Annotated in this window: 18 protein-coding genes; 12 read left to right on the top strand and 6 right to left on the bottom strand. The window is 60.2% G+C overall.

Annotation, left to right across the window (positions count from 1 at the left end; translation table 11 throughout):
- Positions 1 to 5: 5 nt before the first annotated feature.
- Together NE852_RS10365 and gyrA are read right to left on the bottom strand one after the other, a co-directional pair.
- Complete coding sequence (locus tag NE852_RS10365; protein ID WP_258156486.1) at positions 6 to 1,499, bottom strand: FAD-binding protein; 1,494 nt, start codon at positions 1,497 to 1,499, stop codon at positions 6 to 8.
- Positions 1,500 to 1,593: 94 nt separating this feature from the next.
- On the bottom strand, positions 1,594 to 4,392 hold the full coding sequence (gyrA, locus tag NE852_RS10360; protein ID WP_258156485.1) for a DNA gyrase subunit A: 2,799 nt from the start codon (positions 4,390 to 4,392) through the stop codon (positions 1,594 to 1,596).
- A gap of 226 nt (positions 4,393 to 4,618) precedes the next feature.
- On the opposite strand from gyrA, the gene NE852_RS10355 reads away from it, so the two are divergent.
- Positions 4,619 to 5,266, top strand: a complete 648-nt coding sequence (locus tag NE852_RS10355) for a MarC family protein (protein ID WP_258156484.1) — start codon at positions 4,619 to 4,621, stop codon at positions 5,264 to 5,266.
- A 92-nt stretch (positions 5,267 to 5,358) separates the two neighbouring features.
- Here NE852_RS10355 and NE852_RS10350 read toward each other — a convergent pair whose 3' ends face one another.
- The gene (locus NE852_RS10350; RefSeq protein WP_008526535.1) at positions 5,359 to 5,877 is read right to left on the bottom strand and encodes a single-stranded DNA-binding protein; all 519 of its coding nucleotides are present in this window, start codon (positions 5,875 to 5,877) and stop codon (positions 5,359 to 5,361) included.
- 282 nt (positions 5,878 to 6,159) lie between these two features.
- Between NE852_RS10350 and uvrA the strand changes: the two genes are divergently transcribed.
- The 3 genes from uvrA to NE852_RS10335 are packed head-to-tail and all read left to right on the top strand — an operon-like array spanning position 6,160 to position 10,370.
- On the top strand, positions 6,160 to 9,081 hold the full coding sequence (uvrA, locus tag NE852_RS10345) for an excinuclease ABC subunit UvrA (RefSeq protein WP_258156483.1): 2,922 nt from the start codon (positions 6,160 to 6,162) through the stop codon (positions 9,079 to 9,081).
- Positions 9,078 to 9,539: an N-acetyltransferase gene (locus NE852_RS10340; protein WP_008526543.1), complete on the top strand. Its 462-nt coding sequence runs from the start codon at positions 9,078 to 9,080 to the stop codon at positions 9,537 to 9,539. Before uvrA ends, NE852_RS10340 begins: the two co-directional genes overlap by 4 nt.
- Positions 9,540 to 9,563: 24 nt before the next feature.
- On the top strand, positions 9,564 to 10,370 hold the full coding sequence (locus NE852_RS10335) for a DUF72 domain-containing protein (protein ID WP_008526544.1): 807 nt from the start codon (positions 9,564 to 9,566) through the stop codon (positions 10,368 to 10,370).
- An 11-nt stretch (positions 10,371 to 10,381) separates the two neighbouring features.
- Here the strand turns inward: NE852_RS10335 and NE852_RS10330 are convergent, their stop codons facing one another.
- A complete protein-coding gene (locus NE852_RS10330; RefSeq protein WP_258156696.1) occupies positions 10,382 to 11,854 on the bottom strand; it encodes an NAD(P)H-hydrate dehydratase in 1,473 nt (490 codons plus the stop codon).
- A 340-nt stretch (positions 11,855 to 12,194) separates the two neighbouring features.
- On the opposite strand from NE852_RS10330, the gene NE852_RS10325 reads away from it, so the two are divergent.
- From NE852_RS10325 to hspQ, 3 genes are all read left to right on the top strand, one after another.
- On the top strand, positions 12,195 to 12,533 hold the full coding sequence (locus tag NE852_RS10325; protein WP_003579240.1) for a P-II family nitrogen regulator: 339 nt from the start codon (positions 12,195 to 12,197) through the stop codon (positions 12,531 to 12,533).
- 89 nt (positions 12,534 to 12,622) lie between these two features.
- Entirely contained in the window at positions 12,623 to 14,032 is a 1,410-nt protein-coding gene (glnA, locus tag NE852_RS10320) for a type I glutamate--ammonia ligase (RefSeq protein WP_008526560.1), read from the top strand.
- A 158-nt stretch (positions 14,033 to 14,190) separates the two neighbouring features.
- The gene (gene hspQ / locus NE852_RS10315; RefSeq protein WP_008526562.1) at positions 14,191 to 14,520 is read left to right on the top strand and encodes a heat shock protein HspQ; all 330 of its coding nucleotides are present in this window, start codon (positions 14,191 to 14,193) and stop codon (positions 14,518 to 14,520) included.
- A gap of 113 nt (positions 14,521 to 14,633) precedes the next feature.
- On the opposite strand, the gene NE852_RS10310 is transcribed toward hspQ, so the two are convergent.
- A complete protein-coding gene (locus NE852_RS10310) occupies positions 14,634 to 15,299 on the bottom strand; it encodes an invasion associated locus B family protein (RefSeq protein ID WP_008526564.1) in 666 nt (221 codons plus the stop codon).
- Between the two features lie 285 nt (positions 15,300 to 15,584).
- Between NE852_RS10310 and NE852_RS10305 the strand changes: the two genes are divergently transcribed.
- From NE852_RS10305 to NE852_RS10285, 5 genes are all read left to right on the top strand, one after another.
- Positions 15,585 to 17,387, top strand: a complete 1,803-nt coding sequence (locus NE852_RS10305) for an extracellular solute-binding protein (RefSeq protein ID WP_258156482.1) — start codon at positions 15,585 to 15,587, stop codon at positions 17,385 to 17,387.
- 63 nt (positions 17,388 to 17,450) lie between these two features.
- A complete protein-coding gene (locus NE852_RS10300; protein ID WP_008526571.1) occupies positions 17,451 to 18,122 on the top strand; it encodes a DsbA family oxidoreductase in 672 nt (223 codons plus the stop codon).
- A gap of 7 nt (positions 18,123 to 18,129) precedes the next feature.
- Positions 18,130 to 18,546 carry a GrpB family protein gene (locus tag NE852_RS10295; protein WP_008526573.1) on the top strand — a complete coding sequence of 139 codons (417 nt, stop codon included), beginning with the start codon at positions 18,130 to 18,132 and terminating at the stop codon, positions 18,544 to 18,546.
- Positions 18,543 to 18,686, top strand: coding sequence for a hypothetical protein (locus tag NE852_RS10290; protein WP_008526576.1), 144 nt, complete (start codon positions 18,543 to 18,545; stop codon positions 18,684 to 18,686). The genes NE852_RS10295 and NE852_RS10290 overlap by 4 nt, the downstream gene beginning before the upstream one ends.
- A 187-nt stretch (positions 18,687 to 18,873) precedes the next feature.
- The gene (locus tag NE852_RS10285; protein WP_008526578.1) at positions 18,874 to 19,674 is read left to right on the top strand and encodes a DUF4261 domain-containing protein; all 801 of its coding nucleotides are present in this window, start codon (positions 18,874 to 18,876) and stop codon (positions 19,672 to 19,674) included.
- Here the strand turns inward: NE852_RS10285 and NE852_RS10280 are convergent, their stop codons facing one another.
- The gene (locus NE852_RS10280; RefSeq protein ID WP_008526580.1) at positions 19,675 to 20,142 is read right to left on the bottom strand and encodes an OsmC family protein; all 468 of its coding nucleotides are present in this window, start codon (positions 20,140 to 20,142) and stop codon (positions 19,675 to 19,677) included. It lies immediately after the preceding gene.
- Positions 20,143 to 20,155 lie beyond the last annotated feature (13 nt).

Here is a 20,155-nt window from a genome sequence, read left to right as displayed (position 1 = left end):
TCTCCTTAGAGGCTTCCGAGATAGCGATCCCAGAAATGATTGCGGAAGGTGAGGCCGGGATCCAGCCGCCGCTTGGCCGCTGCAAATTCCCCGGCGCGCGGATAGGCACGTATGAACTGATCCGGCCGGGCATGCGGCCGATAAGGCAGATAATAGCTGCCGCCGATGTCAAGCACGCGCTCGATCAGCGCCTCGGTCATCCTGTGCATATCGGCCTCGCCCCTCACCGTTTTTTCCTGCGAGAAGAGCATGACGGCGGCGATCCGGGATTCCGTAGCGTAAGCCAGTATGCTGTCCCGATCGGTATTCACATAACGCAGCGTAATGTTCAGGAGCTGCTGGTAGGATGCCGGGATAACATCGCGGCAAGCCGCGACGAAATCGGCAAAACGCGCCGGCGATACGAAATATTCATGCAGGATATCCGTGCGGGACGGATCACGGTCGTCGAGCGTGATGACGGGTTCGTTCATCAGGCTGTTGCGCGTCGCTTGCCTCGCGATCGGCGGGCCGATGACAGCTTCGGTCCACCAGCGGAAATGCTTGGCAGCGTCCGAGCCGAGCTGCGCCCGAAAGATTCCGCGCGAGACATGGCTGACAATACCGGAACCGGCAGCCGCAGGTATGTTCGTCTGATCCGGCGTGGCGCGATAGGTAATCAGCAGCGCATCCTCGAAGAACCGGTCGAGCGAAACATCCATGCGGCCATAGGCCATGTTGATCGAGCCGTCGCTCTTGAGCATCTCGGCAAAGCGCCGCCCAAGATCCTCGCCGGCAAGATGCTCGAAGGTCGGCTGCAACAGCACGTTGGGCACCATATCGAGCTCAAGCTCGGTGATGACCCCGAAAAGGCCGTATCCGCCCATGGCGTGATTGAAGAGTTCGGTGTTTTCCGTGCGCGAGCAGGTCAGCAGATCGCCATCCGCCGTCATCAGCCTGATGGAGCGAACCGTGCTGCCGCAACCGCTGAACGGCACCGGCCAGCCATGCGCATTGACCGAAAAGGTGCTGGCGACTCCAAAGTCATTGTTGGACTGCATGACGGCGGGCGAAAAGCCAATGGCATCGAGCCTCGCTATCACCGTCGACCAGCGCGTGCCGGCAGCGACGCGATAAGTCCGGGCTGATGTATCGGCCTCCAGCCAATCCTGATCGAGCGTCAGCGCCGTGCCGCTCTCGACAAGACTCTGGCCGCCCATCGAATGGCGCGCGGCGCTGGCGATGAAGGGCCTGTTTGCGTTGACCGCCGCCGAAAGCGCGCTACGCAACCGGTCGATCGTCGCCTCCTGCGGCGGTTCCCTGACGGTCATATGGGTGGCGACCCGCGTCGGCGTCAGCTCTCCCGCATCGTTGAGAATGGTTGCCCCGTCTTTGGCGGGAATTTCCGTTGGAAAGACCGGTCCTGCATCGCTCTCGGGCTGCATGAGATAACCGCCCGCGGCAACTCCCGCGGCGGCCGAAATGCCCGCAAGCACCCCTCGCCTTGTCCACCTGCCCACAACATTCCCCCTCGGATGAATCGGCAAGTCCTTCATAGCGCATTAAAAAACCGGGCGGCAGGGGCCGCCCGGTTCAGAATGAGAGTGTCGCGAATTATTCGGCCGACGAGGTTTCGTCGGTTTCGCCGGCAGGAGCCGCGCCTTCGGAAACCGCAGCCTCCTCGCCCGCCTCTGCCGCCTCGTCGTCTTCCGGCTCACTGATGCGCTCGACGGAGACGACCTTCTCGTCCTTGGCCGTCGAGAAGATTGTGACGCCCTTGGTGGCGCGGCTGGCGATGCGGATGCCGCCGACCGGCACGCGGATCAACTGGCCGCCATCGGATACGAGCATGATCTGGTCGCCGTCATCGACCGGGAAGGCCGCGACCAGTTCGCCGATTTCCCCCGTCTTCGACGTGTCGGTGGCGCGGATACCCTTGCCGCCACGGCCGGAGATGCGGAAGTCATAGGAGGACGAACGCTTACCGAAGCCCTTTTCCGAGACTGTCAGCACGAATTGTTCGCGTGCCTTCAGTTCCTCATAGCGTTCGTCGGAAAGTTGTCCCTCCTCGGTGACTTCTTCACCGACCAGCGCGATATCCTCTTCGTCCACGCCGATCGCACGCCGCTCGGCGGCAGAACGCTTCAGATAGGCGGCACGCTCCCACGGCTCGGCATCGACGTGGCCGACGATCGTCATCGATATGATACGGTCGCCGTCGCCGAGATTGATGCCGCGCACCCCGATCGAGTTGCGGCCGGCAAAGACGCGGACGTCGTCGACGGAGAAGCGGATGCACTGGCCGAGCGCGGTCGTCAGCAGCACGTCGTCCTGATCCGTGCAGGTCTCGACGGAGAGGATTTCATCGCCCTCCTCCTCGAGCTTCATGGCGATCTTGCCGTTGCGGTTGACCTGAACGAAGTCCGACAGCTTGTTGCGGCGAACCGTGCCGCGCGTCGTCGAGAACATGACGTCGAGATTGTCCCAGCTCGCCTCGTCCTCGGGCAGGGGCAGGATGGTGGTGATGCGTTCGCCGGGTTCGAGCGGCAGCATGTTGATCAAGGCCTTGCCGCGCGACGTCGGCGTACCGATCGGCAGGCGCCAGACCTTCTCCTTGTAGACGATTCCGCGCGAGGAGAAGAACAGAACCGGCGTATGAGTATTGACTACGAATAGCCGGCTAACAAAATCTTCATCGCGGGTGGTCATGCCGGAACGGCCTTTGCCACCGCGGCGCTGGGCGCGATAGGTGGTGAGCGGCACGCGCTTGATATAACCAAGATGCGAGACGGTAACGACCATGTCTTCGCGGGCGATCAGATCCTCGTCGTCCATTTCGAGACCGCCATCAACGATCTCGGTACGGCGCGGCGTGCCGAACTCGTCGCGGACAGCGGAAAGCTCATCCTTGACGATGGTCTGAATGCGGACGCGCGAGGAGAGAATATCGAGATAATCCCGGATCTCCTCGCCTATCTTATTGAGTTCATCACCGATTTCGTCGCGTCCGAGTGCGGTCAGGCGGGCAAGACGCAGCTCGAGGATGGCCCTCGCCTGCTCTTCGGAGAGATTGTAGGTCAGGTCGTCGTTGATGCGGTGGCGCGGATCGTCGATCAGTCGGATCAGGCTTTCGACATCTTCCGCCGGCCAACGGCGCGTCATCAGTTCTTCACGGGCCGACTGCGGATCGGGCGCCTGGCGGATGACGCGGATGACTTCATCGATATTGGCGACGGCAATTGCAAGACCGACCAACACATGCGCGCGCTCGCGCGCCTTACGCAGGAGGAATTTCGTTCTCCGGCTAACGACTTCCTCGCGGAAGGAAACGAAGGCGCGCAGCATGTCGAGCAGCGTCAGTTGCTCCGGCTTGCCGCCGTTCAGCGCTACCATGTTGCAGCCGAAGGACGTCTGCAAAGGCGTGTAGCGGTAGAGCTGATTGAGGATGACCTCGGCATTGGCGTCGCGCTTCAGCTCGATGACGACGCGATAACCCTGGCGGTCGGATTCGTCGCGCAGGTCCGAGATGCCCTCAATGCGCTTTTCGCGCACGAGCTCGGCCATCTTCTCGATCATCGTCGCCTTGTTCACCTGGTAGGGAATCTCGGTGATGATGATCTGTTCGCGGTCTCCGCGCATCGGCTCGATGGTGGCGACGCCGCGCATGATGACCGAGCCGCGGCCGGTCTCATAGGCGGAGCGAATGCCGGCGCGGCCGAGGATCTTCGCGCCCGTCGGGAAATCGGGGCCTGGAATGATCTGCATCAGCTCCGGCAGCTCGATTGCCGGATCGTTGATCAGCGCGATGCAGCCGTCGATGACTTCCGACAGGTTATGCGGCGGGATGTTGGTCGCCATGCCGACGGCGATACCGCCGGCGCCGTTGACGAGCAGGTTCGGGAACTTGGCGGGAACCACGACCGGCTCGGAGAGCGTGCCGTCATAGTTGTCGCGGAAGTCGACGGTTTCCTTGTCGAGATCGTCGAGCAGCGAATGAGCGGCCTTTTCGAGCCGGCATTCGGTGTAACGTTCAGCCGCCGGCGGATCGCCGTCGACGGAGCCGAAATTGCCCTGGCCGTCGATCAGCGGCAGCCTGAGCGACCAGGGCTGTGCCATGCGGGCAAGCGCGTCATAGATCGCGGCATTGCCGTGCGGATGGTATTTACCCATCACGTCACCGGTGACGCGGGCGCATTTGACGTATTTCTTGTTCCAGTCGATGCCGAGCTCGGACATGCCGTAGAGGATGCGCCGGTGCACGGGCTTCAGGCCGTCGCGCACGTCAGGCAGCGCGCGGCTGACGATGACGCTCATGGCGTAATCGAGATACGACCGCTGCATTTCCTCCATGATGGAGATGGGCTCGATGCCTGGCGGGAGCTTCCCGCCGCCGGGGGGTGTTTGCTCAGTCAAAACAGATCACGATCTCTTCTAGAATCACTTGAAGATTTATAGCGGAAAGCCTGTTCCCGCGCCAATTTCACACAGCGTTTTGAACAGGCTTTTGCGGCTTAAAAAGGGTAAAACATGCGGTTTGCGCGGCTGGACCCGAAGATCCGCCGCGGCGTATTTGCCAAATCAGAATCCCCGCTTCACAATCACGAAAACCCAGCCATGCATATGGGGTTCAGGAGAGACGATGGCAAGCGCCGACCAACTGATCAACGCCTTCACGACGCTTATCGTCACTATCGATCCGCCGGGGCTCGCACCCATCTTCCTGGGGCTGACGACGGGCATGAGCCGAGCCGAGCGCACGCAAGTGGCGCTACGCGGCTCGACCATCGCCTTCATCATCCTGGCCGTCTTCGCCCTGTTCGGTGCAGGCGTGCTTGGCGTGCTCGGGATCTCGATCGGCGCTTTCCGCGTCGCCGGCGGTCTTCTGCTCTTCTGGATCGCGTTCGAGATGGTCTTCGAGAGACGGCAGGAGCGCAAGGAGAAGGCCTCGGAGGTGGCCGTCACCAAGGACCATATCGAAAATATCGCCGTCTTCCCCCTCGCCCTGCCGCTGATTGCCGGCCCCGGCGCGATCTCGGCAACGATCCTGCTTGCCGGCACGCTGGCGACCACCGTGGAAAAAGCGCAGTTCATCGCCGTCATCGCCGCCAACCTGTTGCTGACGTTGCTGATGCTGCTGGTCGCAGAGAGGCTCGACCGTTTCCTCGGCGTTACCGGCCGGGCCATCCTGACGCGGCTTCTCGGCGTCATTCTCGCCGCGCTCGCCGTGCAATTCGTCGTCGACGGCGCGAAAGCAGCGCTCAATCTCATCAGCGCGACGCCGCACTGAAAAAGCGCGGTTGCCGCGAGATCAAAGAAAAAGAGCATGACGCCCGCAAAGACGTCATGCTCTCTGGTACTCGTAAAGCCAGTAACGGCCGATCAGAACGGAATGTCGTCGTCGAGATCGCGCGAGAAGTTGCCGCCGCCACCGCCGCCACGGTTTGATGATGAGGACGATGACGGGGCGCCGTAATCGTCGCCATAATCGTTGTTGCTGCTACCACCGCGGCCGCCGCTGAAGCCGGAGCTTGCACCGCCGCCATCGCCGCGGCCGTCGAGCATCGTCAGCGTCGAGCTGAAGCCCTGCAGCACGACTTCCGTCGAGTAGCGGTCCTGGCCCTGCTGATCCTGCCACTTGCGGGTCTGCAGCTGGCCTTCGATATAGAGCTTGGCGCCCTTCTTCACATATTGCTCGACAACCTTGCAGAGGCCTTCGTTAAAGACGACGACAGTGTGCCATTCGGTCTTTTCGCGGCGCTCGCCCGAATTACGGTCGCGCCAGGTCTCCGAGGTCGCGATACGAAGATTGGCGATCGGCCGGCCATCCTGAGTACGGCGGATTTCGGGGTCTGCACCCACGTTTCCAACCAGAATTACCTTGTTTACGCTACCAGCCATGCTTTTCACCCTGCCTGCCGCCCTGCCCGGCGGCGTTAATCGATCACCGCACCTTAAACCATAGGGACCGCCGATGCGCGTGAACGGTCTTTAATCCACATGTTTATCCCATCAGAAAGCCGCATGCATTCATCAGGAATTTTGTTCTTTATTTGTTCTAATTTATCCGTATGATCCTGTCAACAGAATCGAAAACCTTGAGCCTTCCAGGATATTCAGCCTCGACTCGCCGGTCGGCATCACTAAATAAGGGCTGTTATCCAGAAAACCAAAGCAGAGACGATGAGCGAACTGAAGACGATCTCCATCCGCGGCGCGCGCGAGCACAATCTGAAGGGCATCGATCTCGATCTGCCGCGCAACAAGCTGATCGTGATGACCGGTCTTTCGGGTTCCGGCAAATCCTCGCTCGCCTTCGACACGATCTATGCCGAAGGCCAGCGGCGCTATGTCGAAAGCCTGTCGGCCTATGCCCGTCAGTTCCTCGAAATGATGCAGAAGCCCGATGTCGACCAGATCGACGGACTGTCGCCGGCGATCTCGATCGAGCAGAAGACCACATCGCGCAACCCGCGCTCGACGGTCGGCACCGTCACCGAGATCTACGACTATATGCGCCTGCTTTTTGCCCGCGTCGGCGTTCCCTATTCGCCGGCGACGGGCCTGCCGATCGAAAGCCAGACCGTCAGCCAGATGGTCGACCGCATTCTCGATTTCGGCGAGGGAACCCGTCTTTACATCCTCGCGCCGCTCGTGCGCGGACGCAAGGGCGAATACAAGAAAGAACTGGCGGAGCTGATGAAGAAGGGCTTCCAGCGCGTCAAGGTCGACGGCCAGTTCTACGAGATTGCCGAGGCGCCTGTTCTCGACAAGAAATACAAGCACGACATCGACGTGGTGGTCGACCGCATCGTCGTGCGCTCCGACGTCTCGGCGCGCCTCGCCGACAGCCTGGAAACCAGCCTGAAGCTTGCAGACGGGCTGGCGGTCGCCGAATTCGCCGACAAGCCGCTGCCGCCGGAAGAGACGGCGGCCGGCGGCTCGGCCAACAAGTCGCTGAACGAAACGCATGAGCGCGTACTGTTTTCGGAGAAGTTCGCCTGCCCGGTCTCGGGCTTCACCATTCCGGAGATCGAGCCCAGGCTGTTTTCCTTCAACAATCCCTTCGGCGCCTGCCCCACCTGCGACGGCCTCGGGGCGCAGCAGAAGATCGACGCCGATCTGATCGTGCCCGAGCCCGAGCGGACGTTGCGCGACGGGGCGATCGCCCCCTGGGCCAAGTCGACGTCGCCCTATTACAACCAGACGCTGGAAGCACTCGGCAAACATTACGGCTTCAAGCTCGGGACCCGCTGGAACGATCTGTCCGACCAAGCCAAGGACGTCATCCTCAACGGCACCGACGACAAGATCGAGTTCCACTACGCCGACGGCGCGCGCTCCTATACGACCCACAAGAATTTCGAAGGTATTATCACCAATCTCGAGCGCCGCTGGAAGGAAACGGATTCGGCTTGGGCGCGCGAGGATATCGAGCGCTTCATGTCGGCCGCTCCCTGCCCGGCCTGCAACGGCTATCGCCTGAAGCCGGAAGCGCTCGCCGTGAAGATCAACAAGCTGCATATCGGCGAAGTCACGGAGATGTCGATCCGCATCGCACGCGACTGGTTCGAGGCGCTGCCGGCGACCTTCAACGCCAAGCAGAACGAAATCGCCGTGCGCATTCTCAAGGAGATCCGCGACCGGTTGCGCTTCCTCAACGATGTCGGCCTGGAATATCTCAGCCTGTCGCGCAACTCAGGCACCTTGTCAGGCGGCGAAAGCCAGCGCATCCGTCTTGCGTCGCAGATCGGCTCGGGATTGACGGGCGTGCTCTACGTGCTCGACGAACCGTCGATCGGCCTGCATCAGAGGGACAATGCCCGGCTGCTCGACACGCTGAAGCACCTGCGCGACATCGGCAATACCGTCATTGTCGTCGAACATGACGAGGATGCGATCCTGACGGCCGACGACGTGGTCGATATCGGCCCGGCGGCCGGCATTCACGGCGGCCAGATCATCGCGCACGGCACGCCGCAGGATATCATGGCCAATCCGAAGTCGCTGACCGGCAAATATCTCTCGGGCGAACTCGGCGTTCCCGTTCCCGATGAGCGCCGTAAGCCGAAGAAGGGCCGCGAGATCAAGGTGATCGGCGCGCGCGGCAACAATCTGAAGAATGTCACGGCCTCGATTCCGCTCGGCGTGTTCACGGCGGTGACCGGCGTTTCCGGCGGCGGCAAATCCACCTTCCTGATCGAGACGCTTTATAAGTCGGCGGCACGCCGTGTGATGGGCGCGCGTGAAATTCCTGCTGACCACGACCGGATCGACGGTTTCGAGCATATCGACAAGGTGATCGATATCGACCAGTCGCCGATCGGCCGCACGCCGCGCTCGAACCCCGCGACCTATACCGGTGCCTTCACGCCGATCCGAGACTGGTTCGCCGGCCTGCCGGAAGCCAAGGCGCGCGGCTATCAGCCCGGCCGTTTCTCCTTCAACGTCAAGGGCGGACGCTGCGAGGCCTGCCAGGGCGACGGCGTCATCAAGATCGAGATGCATTTCCTGCCCGATGTCTACGTCACCTGCGACGTCTGCCACGGCAAGCGCTATAACAGGGAAACTCTCGACGTCACTTTCAAGCAGAAGTCGATCGCCGACGTGCTCGACATGACGGTGGAGGAAGGCGTCGACTTCTTCGCAGCGGTGCCTGCCGTGCGCGACAAGTTGCAATCGCTGAAAGATGTCGGTCTCGGCTATATCAAGGTCGGCCAGCAGGCCAATACACTCTCGGGCGGCGAAGCGCAGCGCGTCAAGCTCGCCAAGGAACTGTCGAAACGCTCGACGGGACGCACGCTCTACATTCTCGACGAACCGACGACCGGCCTGCATTTCCACGACGTCGCCAAGCTGCTCGAAATGCTGCACGAACTGGTCAACCAGGGCAATTCGGTCGTGGTGATCGAGCATAATCTCGAAGTCATCAAGACGGCCGACTGGATCCTCGACTTCGGGCCCGAAGGCGGCGATGGCGGCGGCGAGATCGTGGCTGTCGGCACGCCGGAGACGATCGTCAAGGAGAAGCGCTCCTACACCGGGCAGTTCCTCAAGGAGTTGCTGGAACGGCGGCCGGCCAAGAAGGCGGTCGCGGCGGAATGACGATGAGGCTGGCGTCGCCCGATGATCTGGAAATGATCGCGACGCTGACGTCAGCCGCCTATCGGCCCTATACCGAACTTCTCGGCGCTCCGCCGATCCCGGTGACCGAGGACCATGCGCTGCGGATCGAACGCGGCGAGGTTCGGCTGCGTGACATCGGCGGCGATATTGTGGGTCTTCTGGTCGTCGAGCGGCACGCCGATCACCTCATGCTGTTCAGCATTGCGGTCTCGCCGGCCTTTCAAGGGGCCGGACATGGGCTTGCGATGCTGCGCTGGCTGGAGGGCAAGGCGCGGGAATGGGCCATGCCGGAAATCCGGCTCTATTCGAATGCCCGAATGGAACGGAATATCGCGCTTTATCGCACATTCGGATTTCAGGAAACGGGTCGCCGGCCGAACCCTTATCGGCCAGGATGGACGCTCGTCGACATGACGAAAGAGATCGATGTGGCCTGAACGGCCGCCAACAGGGAGGACGACATGACGAAATCCGGCACTATCCGCACCGGCATCGGCGGCTGGACCTTCGAGCCCTGGCGCGGGCATTTCTTTCCCGACGACCTGAAACAGAAGGACGAGCTGCATTATGCCAGCCGCCAGTTGAAGGTCATCGAGGTCAACGGCACCTATTACAGCACGCAAAAGCCTGCGGTCTTTGCGAAATGGGCGGCGGATGTGCCCGACGGTTTCATCTTTTCGCTGAAGGCGACGCGCTTCGTCACCAATCGCCGGGTGCTCGCCGAGGCCGGTGAATCGATGGAGCGGTTCCTGACCTCGGGCATCAGCGAACTCGGCGCCCATCTTGGACCGCTGCTTTGGCAGTTCGCGCCGACCAAGAAGTTCGATGCGGAAGATTTCGAAGCCTTCCTGAAGTTGCTGCCGGCAAAACAGGACGGGCTGGCGCTGCGCCATGTGGTCGAGGTGCGGCACGATTCCTTCAAGGTGCCGGAGTTCGTCGCGCTGCTCGCGAAATACGGCGTGGCGCCGGTCTGCGCCGAACATTTCGAATATCCGATGATTGCCGACGTCACGGCCGATTTCGTCTATTCCAGGCTGCAGAAGGGATCGGACGAAATTGCGACCTGCTATCCCGAAAGGGAGCTGAAGGCTTGGGCAAACCGGCTCGAGACCTGGGCTGAAGGCAAGGTCCCCGATGACCTGCCGCTGATCGACGGGGATCGCAAGGTGAAGGCCGAACCGCGCGACGTCTTCGCCTTCATGATCCATGAGGGCAAGGTCAACGCGCCACATGGGGCGATCGCCCTGCAGCAGGCGCTGGAGAAATAAGTGACACGAGGCTAAAACGGCAATACCTCGGCTGCAAGCTCTTCCGCCGTCAGCCCCTTGCCGACGCGACGGGCGGCCTCTCCATGCAGCCAGACGCCGGCGGCCGCGGCCTCGAAGGCGGGCAGCCCCTGGGCGAGCAACCCGCCGATAATGCCGGCGAGTACGTCGCCGGAACCAGCGGTGGCAAGCCAGGCCGGAGCATTGGTGTTGATAAGCGCGCGACCGTCAGGCGAGGCAATGACGGTATCGGCCCCTTTATAGACGATCGCTGCATTGGCGCGGCGGGCGGCGGCTACTGCCTTGTCCACTTTCCCGAGCGCATCGTCGGCGGCGATATCAGGAAAGAGCCGCGCGAATTCGCCCTCGTGCGGCGTCAGCACCAGGCGCAGCTCTCCCCGGAACAGATCAAAAAGCTGCTGCGGACCGTCCTTGAACGAGGAGATCCCGTCGGCATCGAGCACGAGCCGGCGTTCCCGGAGCGCCGAGACGAAACCGCGCGCCCTTGCGCCAACGCCGAAACCGGGACCGAGGACGAACGTCTGCAGCCGCTTGTCGGAAAGCCAGTCTGCAAGCTCGGCCTCGCCGTCGACGGCATGCAGCATAACCGCGGTGAGATGCGCGGCGTTGGCGGCCATCGCGGCGCGAGGAGCTGCGATCGTCACCAGGCCGGCACCGATCTTCAGGCCTGAGATCGCCGACATGCGTGCGGCGCCCGTCTTGTCGGCTTCGCCTGAGAAGACGACCAAATGGCCGCGCTTGTATTTGTGGGTTTCGAGCTGCTCGGCCGGCAGCACGCCTTTCCACGCCTCAGGCGTGTTCTCGGCAATGGCGCCGCTCGCCTCGGCCCTGACGATGCGGGCGGGAATGCCGATGTCGAAGACCTCCAGTTGACCGCAAAGCTCCCTGCCCGGCATCAGAAGATGGCCCGGCTTGCGCGTCATGAAGGTGATGGTGTTATGCGCCCGGAAGGCGGCCCCCAGCACCCTGCCGGTGCGGCCATCAAGGCCGGAGGGCAGATCGATGGCGAGCACCGGAATACCCGCCTCGGCGACACGGGCAATCAGCGTGCGCACCTCCGCCGGCACCTCGCGGCCGAGCCCCGCCCCGAACAGGCCGTCAATGGCGACGTCACCGTCTACGGGCCGATAGCGGCCGAGTTCCTGCGCTTGGAGCGAGCAGCCGGCGTGGGCGCGCGCGGCGTCGCCTTTCAGCCTGGCGGGGTCTCCGAGATGAAAAAGCGCAACCGCCGCCCCGCTCTCCTGCAAATGTCTTGCGGCGACATAGGCGTCGCCGCCATTGTTGCCGGGGCCGCAGAAAACGACGAACTGCCGAGCACCGGGATGCAGCCGCAGCGCGGCTGCGGCGGTAGCAGAACCCGCCCTTTCCATCAGGCTGAAGGAATAGATCCCCGATGCAGCAGCAGCCGCGTCGACGGCGGCCATTTCAGCGGGCGTGAGAAGAAGGTCGGAGAGAGCGCTCATCACCCTATTCAATTCAAAAAACGCCTAAAAAACAACCGCCTAATGCGGCAAAGAGAAGAGTATAATTTAGGCATTCGCCTATATTTTCATCGAATCGAGATGTGTTTTCGCAATTGCGAATGCACATGCTTTTTTCGGTTTTCGATGAGATTTTGATCCCAGGGCGATGTTTTTCCATTTATCCGTCACCAAAACGACGCAGATTTCCCTGCAAACGCGCCGGTTTCGGTAAAATCGGCGTCTTTTTTCGATAAGACGGATTTCAAACTGGCACGATATCTGCATCATATTCGCGAGCGGGAACATTCCTGCCATATCAGGAGAAGCGGAGAGACATTTTCTCATGAAAAAGATCGAAGCGATCATTAAGCCCTTCAAGCTGGACGAAGTGAAGGAAGCCCTTCAGGAAGTCGGCCTGCAGGGTATCACTGTCACGGAAGCCAAGGGCTTCGGTCGTCAGAAGGGCCATACGGAACTCTACCGCGGAGCCGAATACGTCGTCGATTTCCTGCCGAAGGTAAAAGTCGAGGTCGTGTTGGCCGACGAAAACGCGGAAGCCGTCATCGACGCGATCCGCAAGGCGGCGCAGACCGGTCGCATCGGCGACGGAAAGATCTTCGTCTCCAACATCGAAGAGGTTATCCGCATCCGTACCGGCGAGACCGGCATCGACGCCATCTGACCCACTTTGCCAACCGCGCAAAGTCCGATACCGTCATCGCACAATCGAACACCTACCTATTGTCATTGCAAATCGGAGGAACGTATTTAATGGCGACCGCAAGCGAAATTCTGAAGCAGATCAAAGAGAACGACGTGAAGTTCGTCGATCTGCGTTTCACCGACCCGAAGGGCAAGCTGCAGCATGTGACGATGGACGTTGCCTGCGTCGATGAAGACATGTTCGCTGACGGCGTCATGTTCGACGGCTCCTCGATCGGCGGCTGGAAGGCCATCAACGAGTCCGACATGGTGCTGATGCCCGATACCGAAACGGTGCATATGGACCCGTTCTTCGCTCAGTCGACCATGGTTATCGTCTGCGACATCCTCGACCCGGTCTCCGGCGAAGCCTATAACCGCGATCCGCGCGGCACCGCCAAGAAGGCCGAAGCATATCTCAAGGCATCCGGCATCGGCGACACGATCTTCGTCGGCCCGGAAGCCGAGTTCTTTGTCTTCGACGACGTCAAGTACAAGGCCGATCCCTACAATACCGGCTTCAAGCTCGATTCCACCGAATTGCCGTCGAACGACGATACTGACTACGAAACCGGCAACCTCGGCCATCGCCCGCGCGTCAAGGGCGGCTACTTCCCGGTTCCGCCGGTCGACAGCGCCCAGGACATGCGCTCCGAAATGCTGACGGTGCTCTCCGAGATGGGCGTCGTCGTCGAAAAGCACCACCATGAAGTCGCCGCCGCCCAGCACGAACTCGGCATCAAGTTCGACACGCTGGTGCGCAACGCCGACAAGATGCAGATCTACAAATACGTCGTCCACCAGGTGGCGAACGCCTATGGCAAGACGGCAACCTTCATGCCGAAGCCGATCTTCGGCGACAACGGCTCGGGCATGCACGTGCACCAGTCGATCTGGAAGGGCGGCAAGCCAACCTTCGCCGGCGACGAATATGCCGGCCTTTCCGAAAGCTGCCTGTTCTACATCGGCGGTATCATCAAGCATGCCAAGGCGATTAACGCCTTCACCAACCCGTCGACGAACTCCTACAAGCGTCTCGTTCCGGGCTATGAGGCACCGGTTCTGCTGGCCTACTCCGCCCGCAACCGCTCGGCTTCCTGCCGCATTCCGTTCGGATCCAACCCGAAGGCCAAGCGCGTCGAAGTCCGCTTCCCGGACCCGACCGCCAACCCCTACCTCGCCTTCGCCGCCATGCTGATGGCCGGCCTCGACGGCATCAAGAACAAGATTCATCCCGGCAAGGCCATGGACAAGGATCTCTATGACCTGCCGCCGAAGGAACTGAAGAAGATCCCGACCGTCTGCGGCTCGCTGCGCGAAGCGCTTGAAAGCCTCGACAAGGACCGCAAGTTCCTGACAGCCGGCGGCGTCTTCGACGACGACCAGATCGATGCCTTCATCGAGCTGAAGATGGCTGAGGTGATGCGCTTCGAAATGACGCCGCACCCGGTCGAATACGACATGTATTATTCGGCCTGATAGGCCTCAACGCCGAAAGTCCCGGTTCGCCGGGACTTTCACCTCCCCGGGTCATGGACGCCACAAGGAGGATATGACGTTCATGTGACGAGCTGGTGCAAAAATCTTGATTTGCACCGCACCAATCACCAAATTCGGTGATGAAAGGAAGTCGTACCATGAAAGAAAGAATAGCAAAGTTCAGTATCGGCGAAGTGGTTCGGCACAAGGTCTTTCCGTTTCGCGGCGTCATCTTCGACGTCGATCCCGAGTTCGCGAATACGGAAGAATGGTGGAATTCCATTCCCGCCGAAGTGCGTCCAAGCAAGGACCAGCCCTTCTATCATCTGCTCGCTGAAAATGATGAAAGCGAATATGTCGCCTATGTCTCCGAGCAGAACCTGGTGAATGACGAGAGCGGAACGCCGCTTCGAAACCCGCAGATCTACCAGATTTTCGATCAGGCCCCGTCAGGGCAGTTCAAACCCAAGATGAGCTTCGCCCACTAAGATCGGTCTGACCGCCGCATGCATCGAGGCCTCGTTTCCAGCGAGGCCTTTTTCTTTGCGCAACAAAAAACCCGGCCTGAAGCCGGGTTTTCCGTTCAAAAATGATGGCAGGATTACTGCGCCTTGGCTGCCTTCTGGGCGTCTTCCAGCTTCTTGCGAGCTGCTTCAGCCTTCTTCTGCATGCCTTCCTGCAGGCTGCGCTGGCTTTCGGCAAGCTTAGTTTCGGTAACCGGTTCGCCGTCATAAGCGCCGGTGAAGCCTTCGAGCGAGATCTTGATCGGGTTCGGAGCGCGGCGGAAATTGATCGAGGTGAAGATCACGTCGCTGCCCTTCTTGAGGCTGGCGATCATCGCGTCGGTCAGCGGAATTTCGGCCGTGCACTTGTCCGGCAGGCAGACAGCGTAGTCGAGCTTCTGGCCCTTGCCGCCGTCGATCTGCATGAGGATGCCCGGGGGGATAAGGCGGGCCGTGGGAACCGAGACCTGCAGGAGCTTGCGGTTGATCTTGCCGGTGACCGAGATCAGGCCGACGGCCGTGACGAGCTGGCCGCCATTAGCAAGGATCAGGTTCTGGACGACGCAGATGTCGTTGTCTTCCTGCTTGCTGCAGGTCTTGTACCAGCCGAGCTTCGGTGCGCCGGCGCCCTGCCCCTGGCCATCGGCGGGAGCCTGTGCTGCCGCATCCTGCGCGAAGGAGGAGACCGGAGCCGAAGCGGCGCCGAACATCACTGCCAGAACGGACAGCGCTGCCCGCATTTTCTTTTCAGACTTGAACATCATAACGAATTCCGTCTCCTGATATCCGCTTCAGGGCAGCGATTTTGCCGCCCCAACCATCGGGTCGTTCAGCACTCCACCTCTTAAAAAAATAAGGCAAATGCATGACCCCAAACTTCGGGTTCACCTGTTACATCGCAGCGTTCAAGATATCCAGCATTTCTTTGGCAATTTGGGGAGCAATTTCGCCGCCGAGCCAAAGAAATGGCGCCCACGTGTTGGAATCGGTCGACCAGATGATAATCTCGCCCGTGAATCATGCCCGTTTCGCGGATCAAGGATTGCCGAATGCTCCGGATCGTCGTCCCCCTCGTCCTCTCGCTGCTTTGCGGCACCGTTGCCGCCGAGCCGTTGCATGGCATTGCGATGCATGGCGAGCCGGCCTTGCCGCCGGATTACAAACACTTCCCTTACGTCAATCCCGACGTGAAGAAAGGCGGTAAGATCATCTATGGCGTCGTCGGCACCTTCGACAGCCTCAATCCATTCATCTTGAAGAGCATGCGCACGACGGCGCGCGGCATGTGGGATCCGGAATATGGCAATCTCGTCTACGAATCTCTGATGCAGCGCTCCCGGGACGAGCCCTTCACGCTCTACGGCCTGCTTGCCGAGACCGTGGAATGGGACGACGACAGGAGCTTCGTCCAGTTCAACCTCAATCCGAAGGCGAAATGGTCCGATGGGCAGCCGGTTACGCCTGAAGACGTGATGTTCACCTTCGAACTGATGCGCGACAAGGGCCGCGTACCCTTCTCCAACCGCCTAAATGTCGTCGCCAAGATGGAGAAGGTCGGCGAACACGGCGTGCGCTTCACCTTCAACGACAAGGCCGATCGCGAGACGCCGCTGATCTTCGGCCTTTTCCCAGTGCTGCCAAAACATGCGATCGACCCTGATAACTTTGACCGCACGTCGCTGACGCCTCCGGTCGGCTCCGGTCCCTACAAGGTGAAGACGGTGAAGCCCGGCGAGAGCATCACCTACGAGCGCGATCCGAATTACTGGGGCAAGGATATTCCCTCCAAGGTCGGCACCGACAACTACGACCAGATCACCGTGCAATATTTCCTGCAGGACACGACGCTGTTCGAGGCCTTCAAGAAGGGCGATGTCGATATCTACCCGGACGGCAATCCCGGCCATTGGGCCAATGCCTACGATTTTCCCGCCGTCGCCTCGGGCGCTGCGGTGAAGGACACGTTCACGCCGAAACTGCCGAGCGGCATGCTCGGCTTCGTCTTCAACACACGGCGGCCGATCTTTACCGATCCGAAAGTGCGTGAAGGCTTGTCGCTGGTGTTCGATTTCGAATGGGCGAACAAGAACCTCTATTCCGGCGCCTATAAGCGCACCCAGAGCTTCTGGCAGAATTCCGAGCTCTCGAGTTTCGGTGTTCCCGCCAATGCTGCCGAGCTTGCCCTGCTGGGGCCGATCAAGGATAAAATCGCGCCCGATATTCTCGACGGCACCTATAAACTGCCTGTTACCGACGGGTCCGGCCGCGACCGCAATGTGCTGAAGCAGGCGGTCGGGCTGCTAAAGCAGGGCGGCTATACGATACAAGGCGGAAAGATGGCAGATGCTTCCGGTCGCCAGCTCGGCTTCGAAATCATGACGCAGAATGCCGACCAGGAGAAGCTTGCCGTCGCCTACCAGCGTTCGCTGCAGGCGATCGGCATCGCCGCCTCGATTCGCACCGTCGATGATTCCCAATATCAGAGCCGGACGAACAGCTTCGACTACGATATGATCATGAAGTCCTACACGTCCTCGCTTTCTCCGGGGAATGAGCAGCTTGGCCGCTGGTCTTCGGCTGCGCGCACGCGCGAAGGGACTGACAGCTTTGCTGGCGCCAACGATCCCGACCTCGACACGCTGATCGATCACGTACTGCGGGCGCGTTCGGCGGACGATTTCACCGCGGCGGTGCGCTCCTACGACCGGCTGCTGCTTTCCAGCCACTACGTGCTGCCGCTCTATCATATGGACCAGCAATGGGTTGCCCGCAGCAAACGCATCGGCCATCCCGATACAGTGCCGCTTTACGGCTACCAGCTGCCGGTATGGTGGGATACGAGCGTGCAGTAGGAAGAAGCCGAACCACCACGGCACAATGTCTCTTCGGAGACGCGTAAAATAAGGAAGACCCTCATGGAGCGTATCACCATCGACGTCGTCTCGGATGTCGTCTGCCCCTGGTGCTATCTCGGCAAGGCGCGGCTGGAACTCGCCATTGCGGAAGTGCAGGACGAGATCGGCGTCGACATCAACTGGCGGCCTTATCGCCTCAATCCCGATTACCCCAAGGAAGGCGTCGACCAGAAGAAAGCGCTGGCGCAGAAGCTCGGCGGCGAGGAGCGCGTGGCGCAGGCGCACAAGATGCTTACCGACCTCGGCCGCGAGGTCGGCATCGCCTTCGATTTCGAGGCGATCAAGATCGGCCCGAACACGCTCGATGCTCATCGGTTGGTCCACTGGGCGATGATCGAGGGCCGCGAGAAGCAGGACAAGGTCGTCGCCGCCTTGTTCAAGGCGAATTTCGAAGAAGGCCGCAATGTCGGCGACCACGCGGTGCTGCTCGATATCGCCGAAAAGGCCGGCCTCGACCGCTCGGTCATCGCCTCGCTGCTGACCTCCGATGCCGATAGCAATCTCATCACCAGTGAAATCATGGCGGCACAGGAGATGGGCGTCAACGGCGTGCCCTTCTTCATCTTCGACCAGCAATATGCCGTCAGCGGCGCACAGACGCCCGACGTGCTGGCGAATGCCTTGCGCGATATCGCCAAGGCGAAGGCCGAGGCGCGGTCGGGGCTAAACTGAGAGGCCGATGCGAATCGAGATCGAAGAGCCGCGACAAAGTTGGGGCGAGGATTTCGCTGCGCTCAAGCGCGTCATCATGCGCGTGGCGCCTGCCGGAGCCTATCTGCATCACATCGGCTCGACGGCCATTCCCGGCCTTCCCGCCAAGGATATCATCGATCTTCAGCTGACAGTGAATGATCTGGTTGACGTCGATGCCGACGCGTTGGAACAGGCGGGCTTTGAGCGCAGGCCGATCGTCACCGATCATTGCCCTCCGGGCTTTGATCTGCCGGAAGGCGACCTGCGAAAGGCTTTCTATCGCAGCAAGGGGCGTCCGGCCAATCTTCACGTCCGCGAAAGAGGCCGTTTCAATCAGCGTTACTCTCTTTTTTGCCGCGATTTCCTGCGCGCCCACCCAACGCGGCAAGCGCCCATGCGATGATCAAGCAAAGGCTCGCTCAACGCTTTCCCGATGACGTCGATTTCTACTACGACATCAAGGATCCGGTGTTCGACATCATCATGGACGGCGCCAATGAATGGGTAAAGCTGATCGGCTGGTCGGAACCGCCGTGTGACTAAATCTTTCCTCTAAGATTGGATACTGGATAACGCATCAAGGAACTTCCACAGTTTCCATTATACGCGTGACAACCAATTTATTTCATCTATCCAATTACTTCCAGTATCAGATAGTGACAATTAGCAGGACCTTCGATTGAACTCTCCAGTGTTTTCTCCAAATGAACCTGCTCCTAATTCGGACTCGATGATCGCGATCATATTTATGGAAGACGGCGATCCAGATTGTCTGTCGTCCATTTCCCATGCGTTACCGCAAACCTGGCCCGACTCGAGCATAGATATATCTCACAACAGCGAGAGTAAGCCACTCTTCGTCTTTCACGACAGCACCTTGGGCGGCAGCGTGATGTTCATGGATGTCAAAGCTCCTTTGGCCGAAACCGACCCGGAAATAAGAAACGCATGGTTTTGGCCGACCGCTTGGAAAGAGATCAGCCGGCACCAGTCCCATATCATTGTAGCTATTTTCGGCGGGGATGGCGCAAAACAAAAAGCTTCAGCCCTTCAAAGGATGCTGCAGTTGATCCTGACAAGCATTCCCTCCGCAATCGGCGTCGGCTATCCGTCCTCAGGGACGTTGCTGCCGACGTCAATGGCCCTGTCGGTGCTTGAGAAGAATGACGAGGTCGCCGTTCCGCTTTTTGTTTCCTGCTTTTTTGCGAAAGAAAACGCATCGCGTTTTTCGGTGCCTTCAATCTTTTGCTCGACGGAAGGTTTGGGCAACTTCGGTTTAAAGGAGATCGAAGCACGAGGCTACCCTGACACGATTCAGAGCTTGCATGAATTCATGTTTGGCTTCGCAACGTATTTGATCGAGTGCCGACCAAATATCGCGGATGGTGATACAGTTGGATCAGATCAGCAGAAAATTCTTGTCAGAATTGAGAAATCTCTAATCCGCAAGAAACAGGTTTACAGTCTATATTTCCAAAGAATGACTCGGAGAGCGAAACTGTGGAGTCTCCTGTTCGGCAAGCGGCCTTAGTCAGCCTAGAACCGGAACGCAGCGCACTTCAGTCTTCACCGAATTGGCAATGAAGCATTCGTCGTGCGCGAGATGGTGCAGGGCTTCGATCTCGCTCAGCGAGGGCTGCTTTTCGCCAGTGAAAACGGCATGCGGACGAAGCGTCACGACAGTCATGGCGAGGCGGCCTTCGGCATTCTTTTCCATGACACCTTCGGCGGCATCGGTGTAGCTGTCGACGCAAAAGCCCTGTTTCGCGGCGATCGACAGGAACCAGAGCATGTGGCAGCTGGAGAGCGAGGCGACGAAGGCCTCTTCTGGATCGACGGCATCCTCCGCGGAATAGGGCAGCGGAACGACATGGGAGGATGAGGATGCCCTCACCTCGATGCCGCCGTCGAATGTCCAGCGGTGGACGCGGCTGTAGCGATTGTCGGTGAAGGTTTCGCCGTTTCGCTGCCAGGCGATCGTTGCGCCGTATGTCGCCATGCCCGTCTCCTCC

The sequence above is a fragment of the Rhizobium sp. Pop5 genome (assembly GCF_024721175.1).
Taxonomy (GTDB): domain Bacteria; phylum Pseudomonadota; class Alphaproteobacteria; order Rhizobiales; family Rhizobiaceae; genus Rhizobium.
The sequence above is the reverse complement of the archived record's forward strand: the minus strand, read 5'-3'. Positions and strand labels throughout refer to the sequence as shown.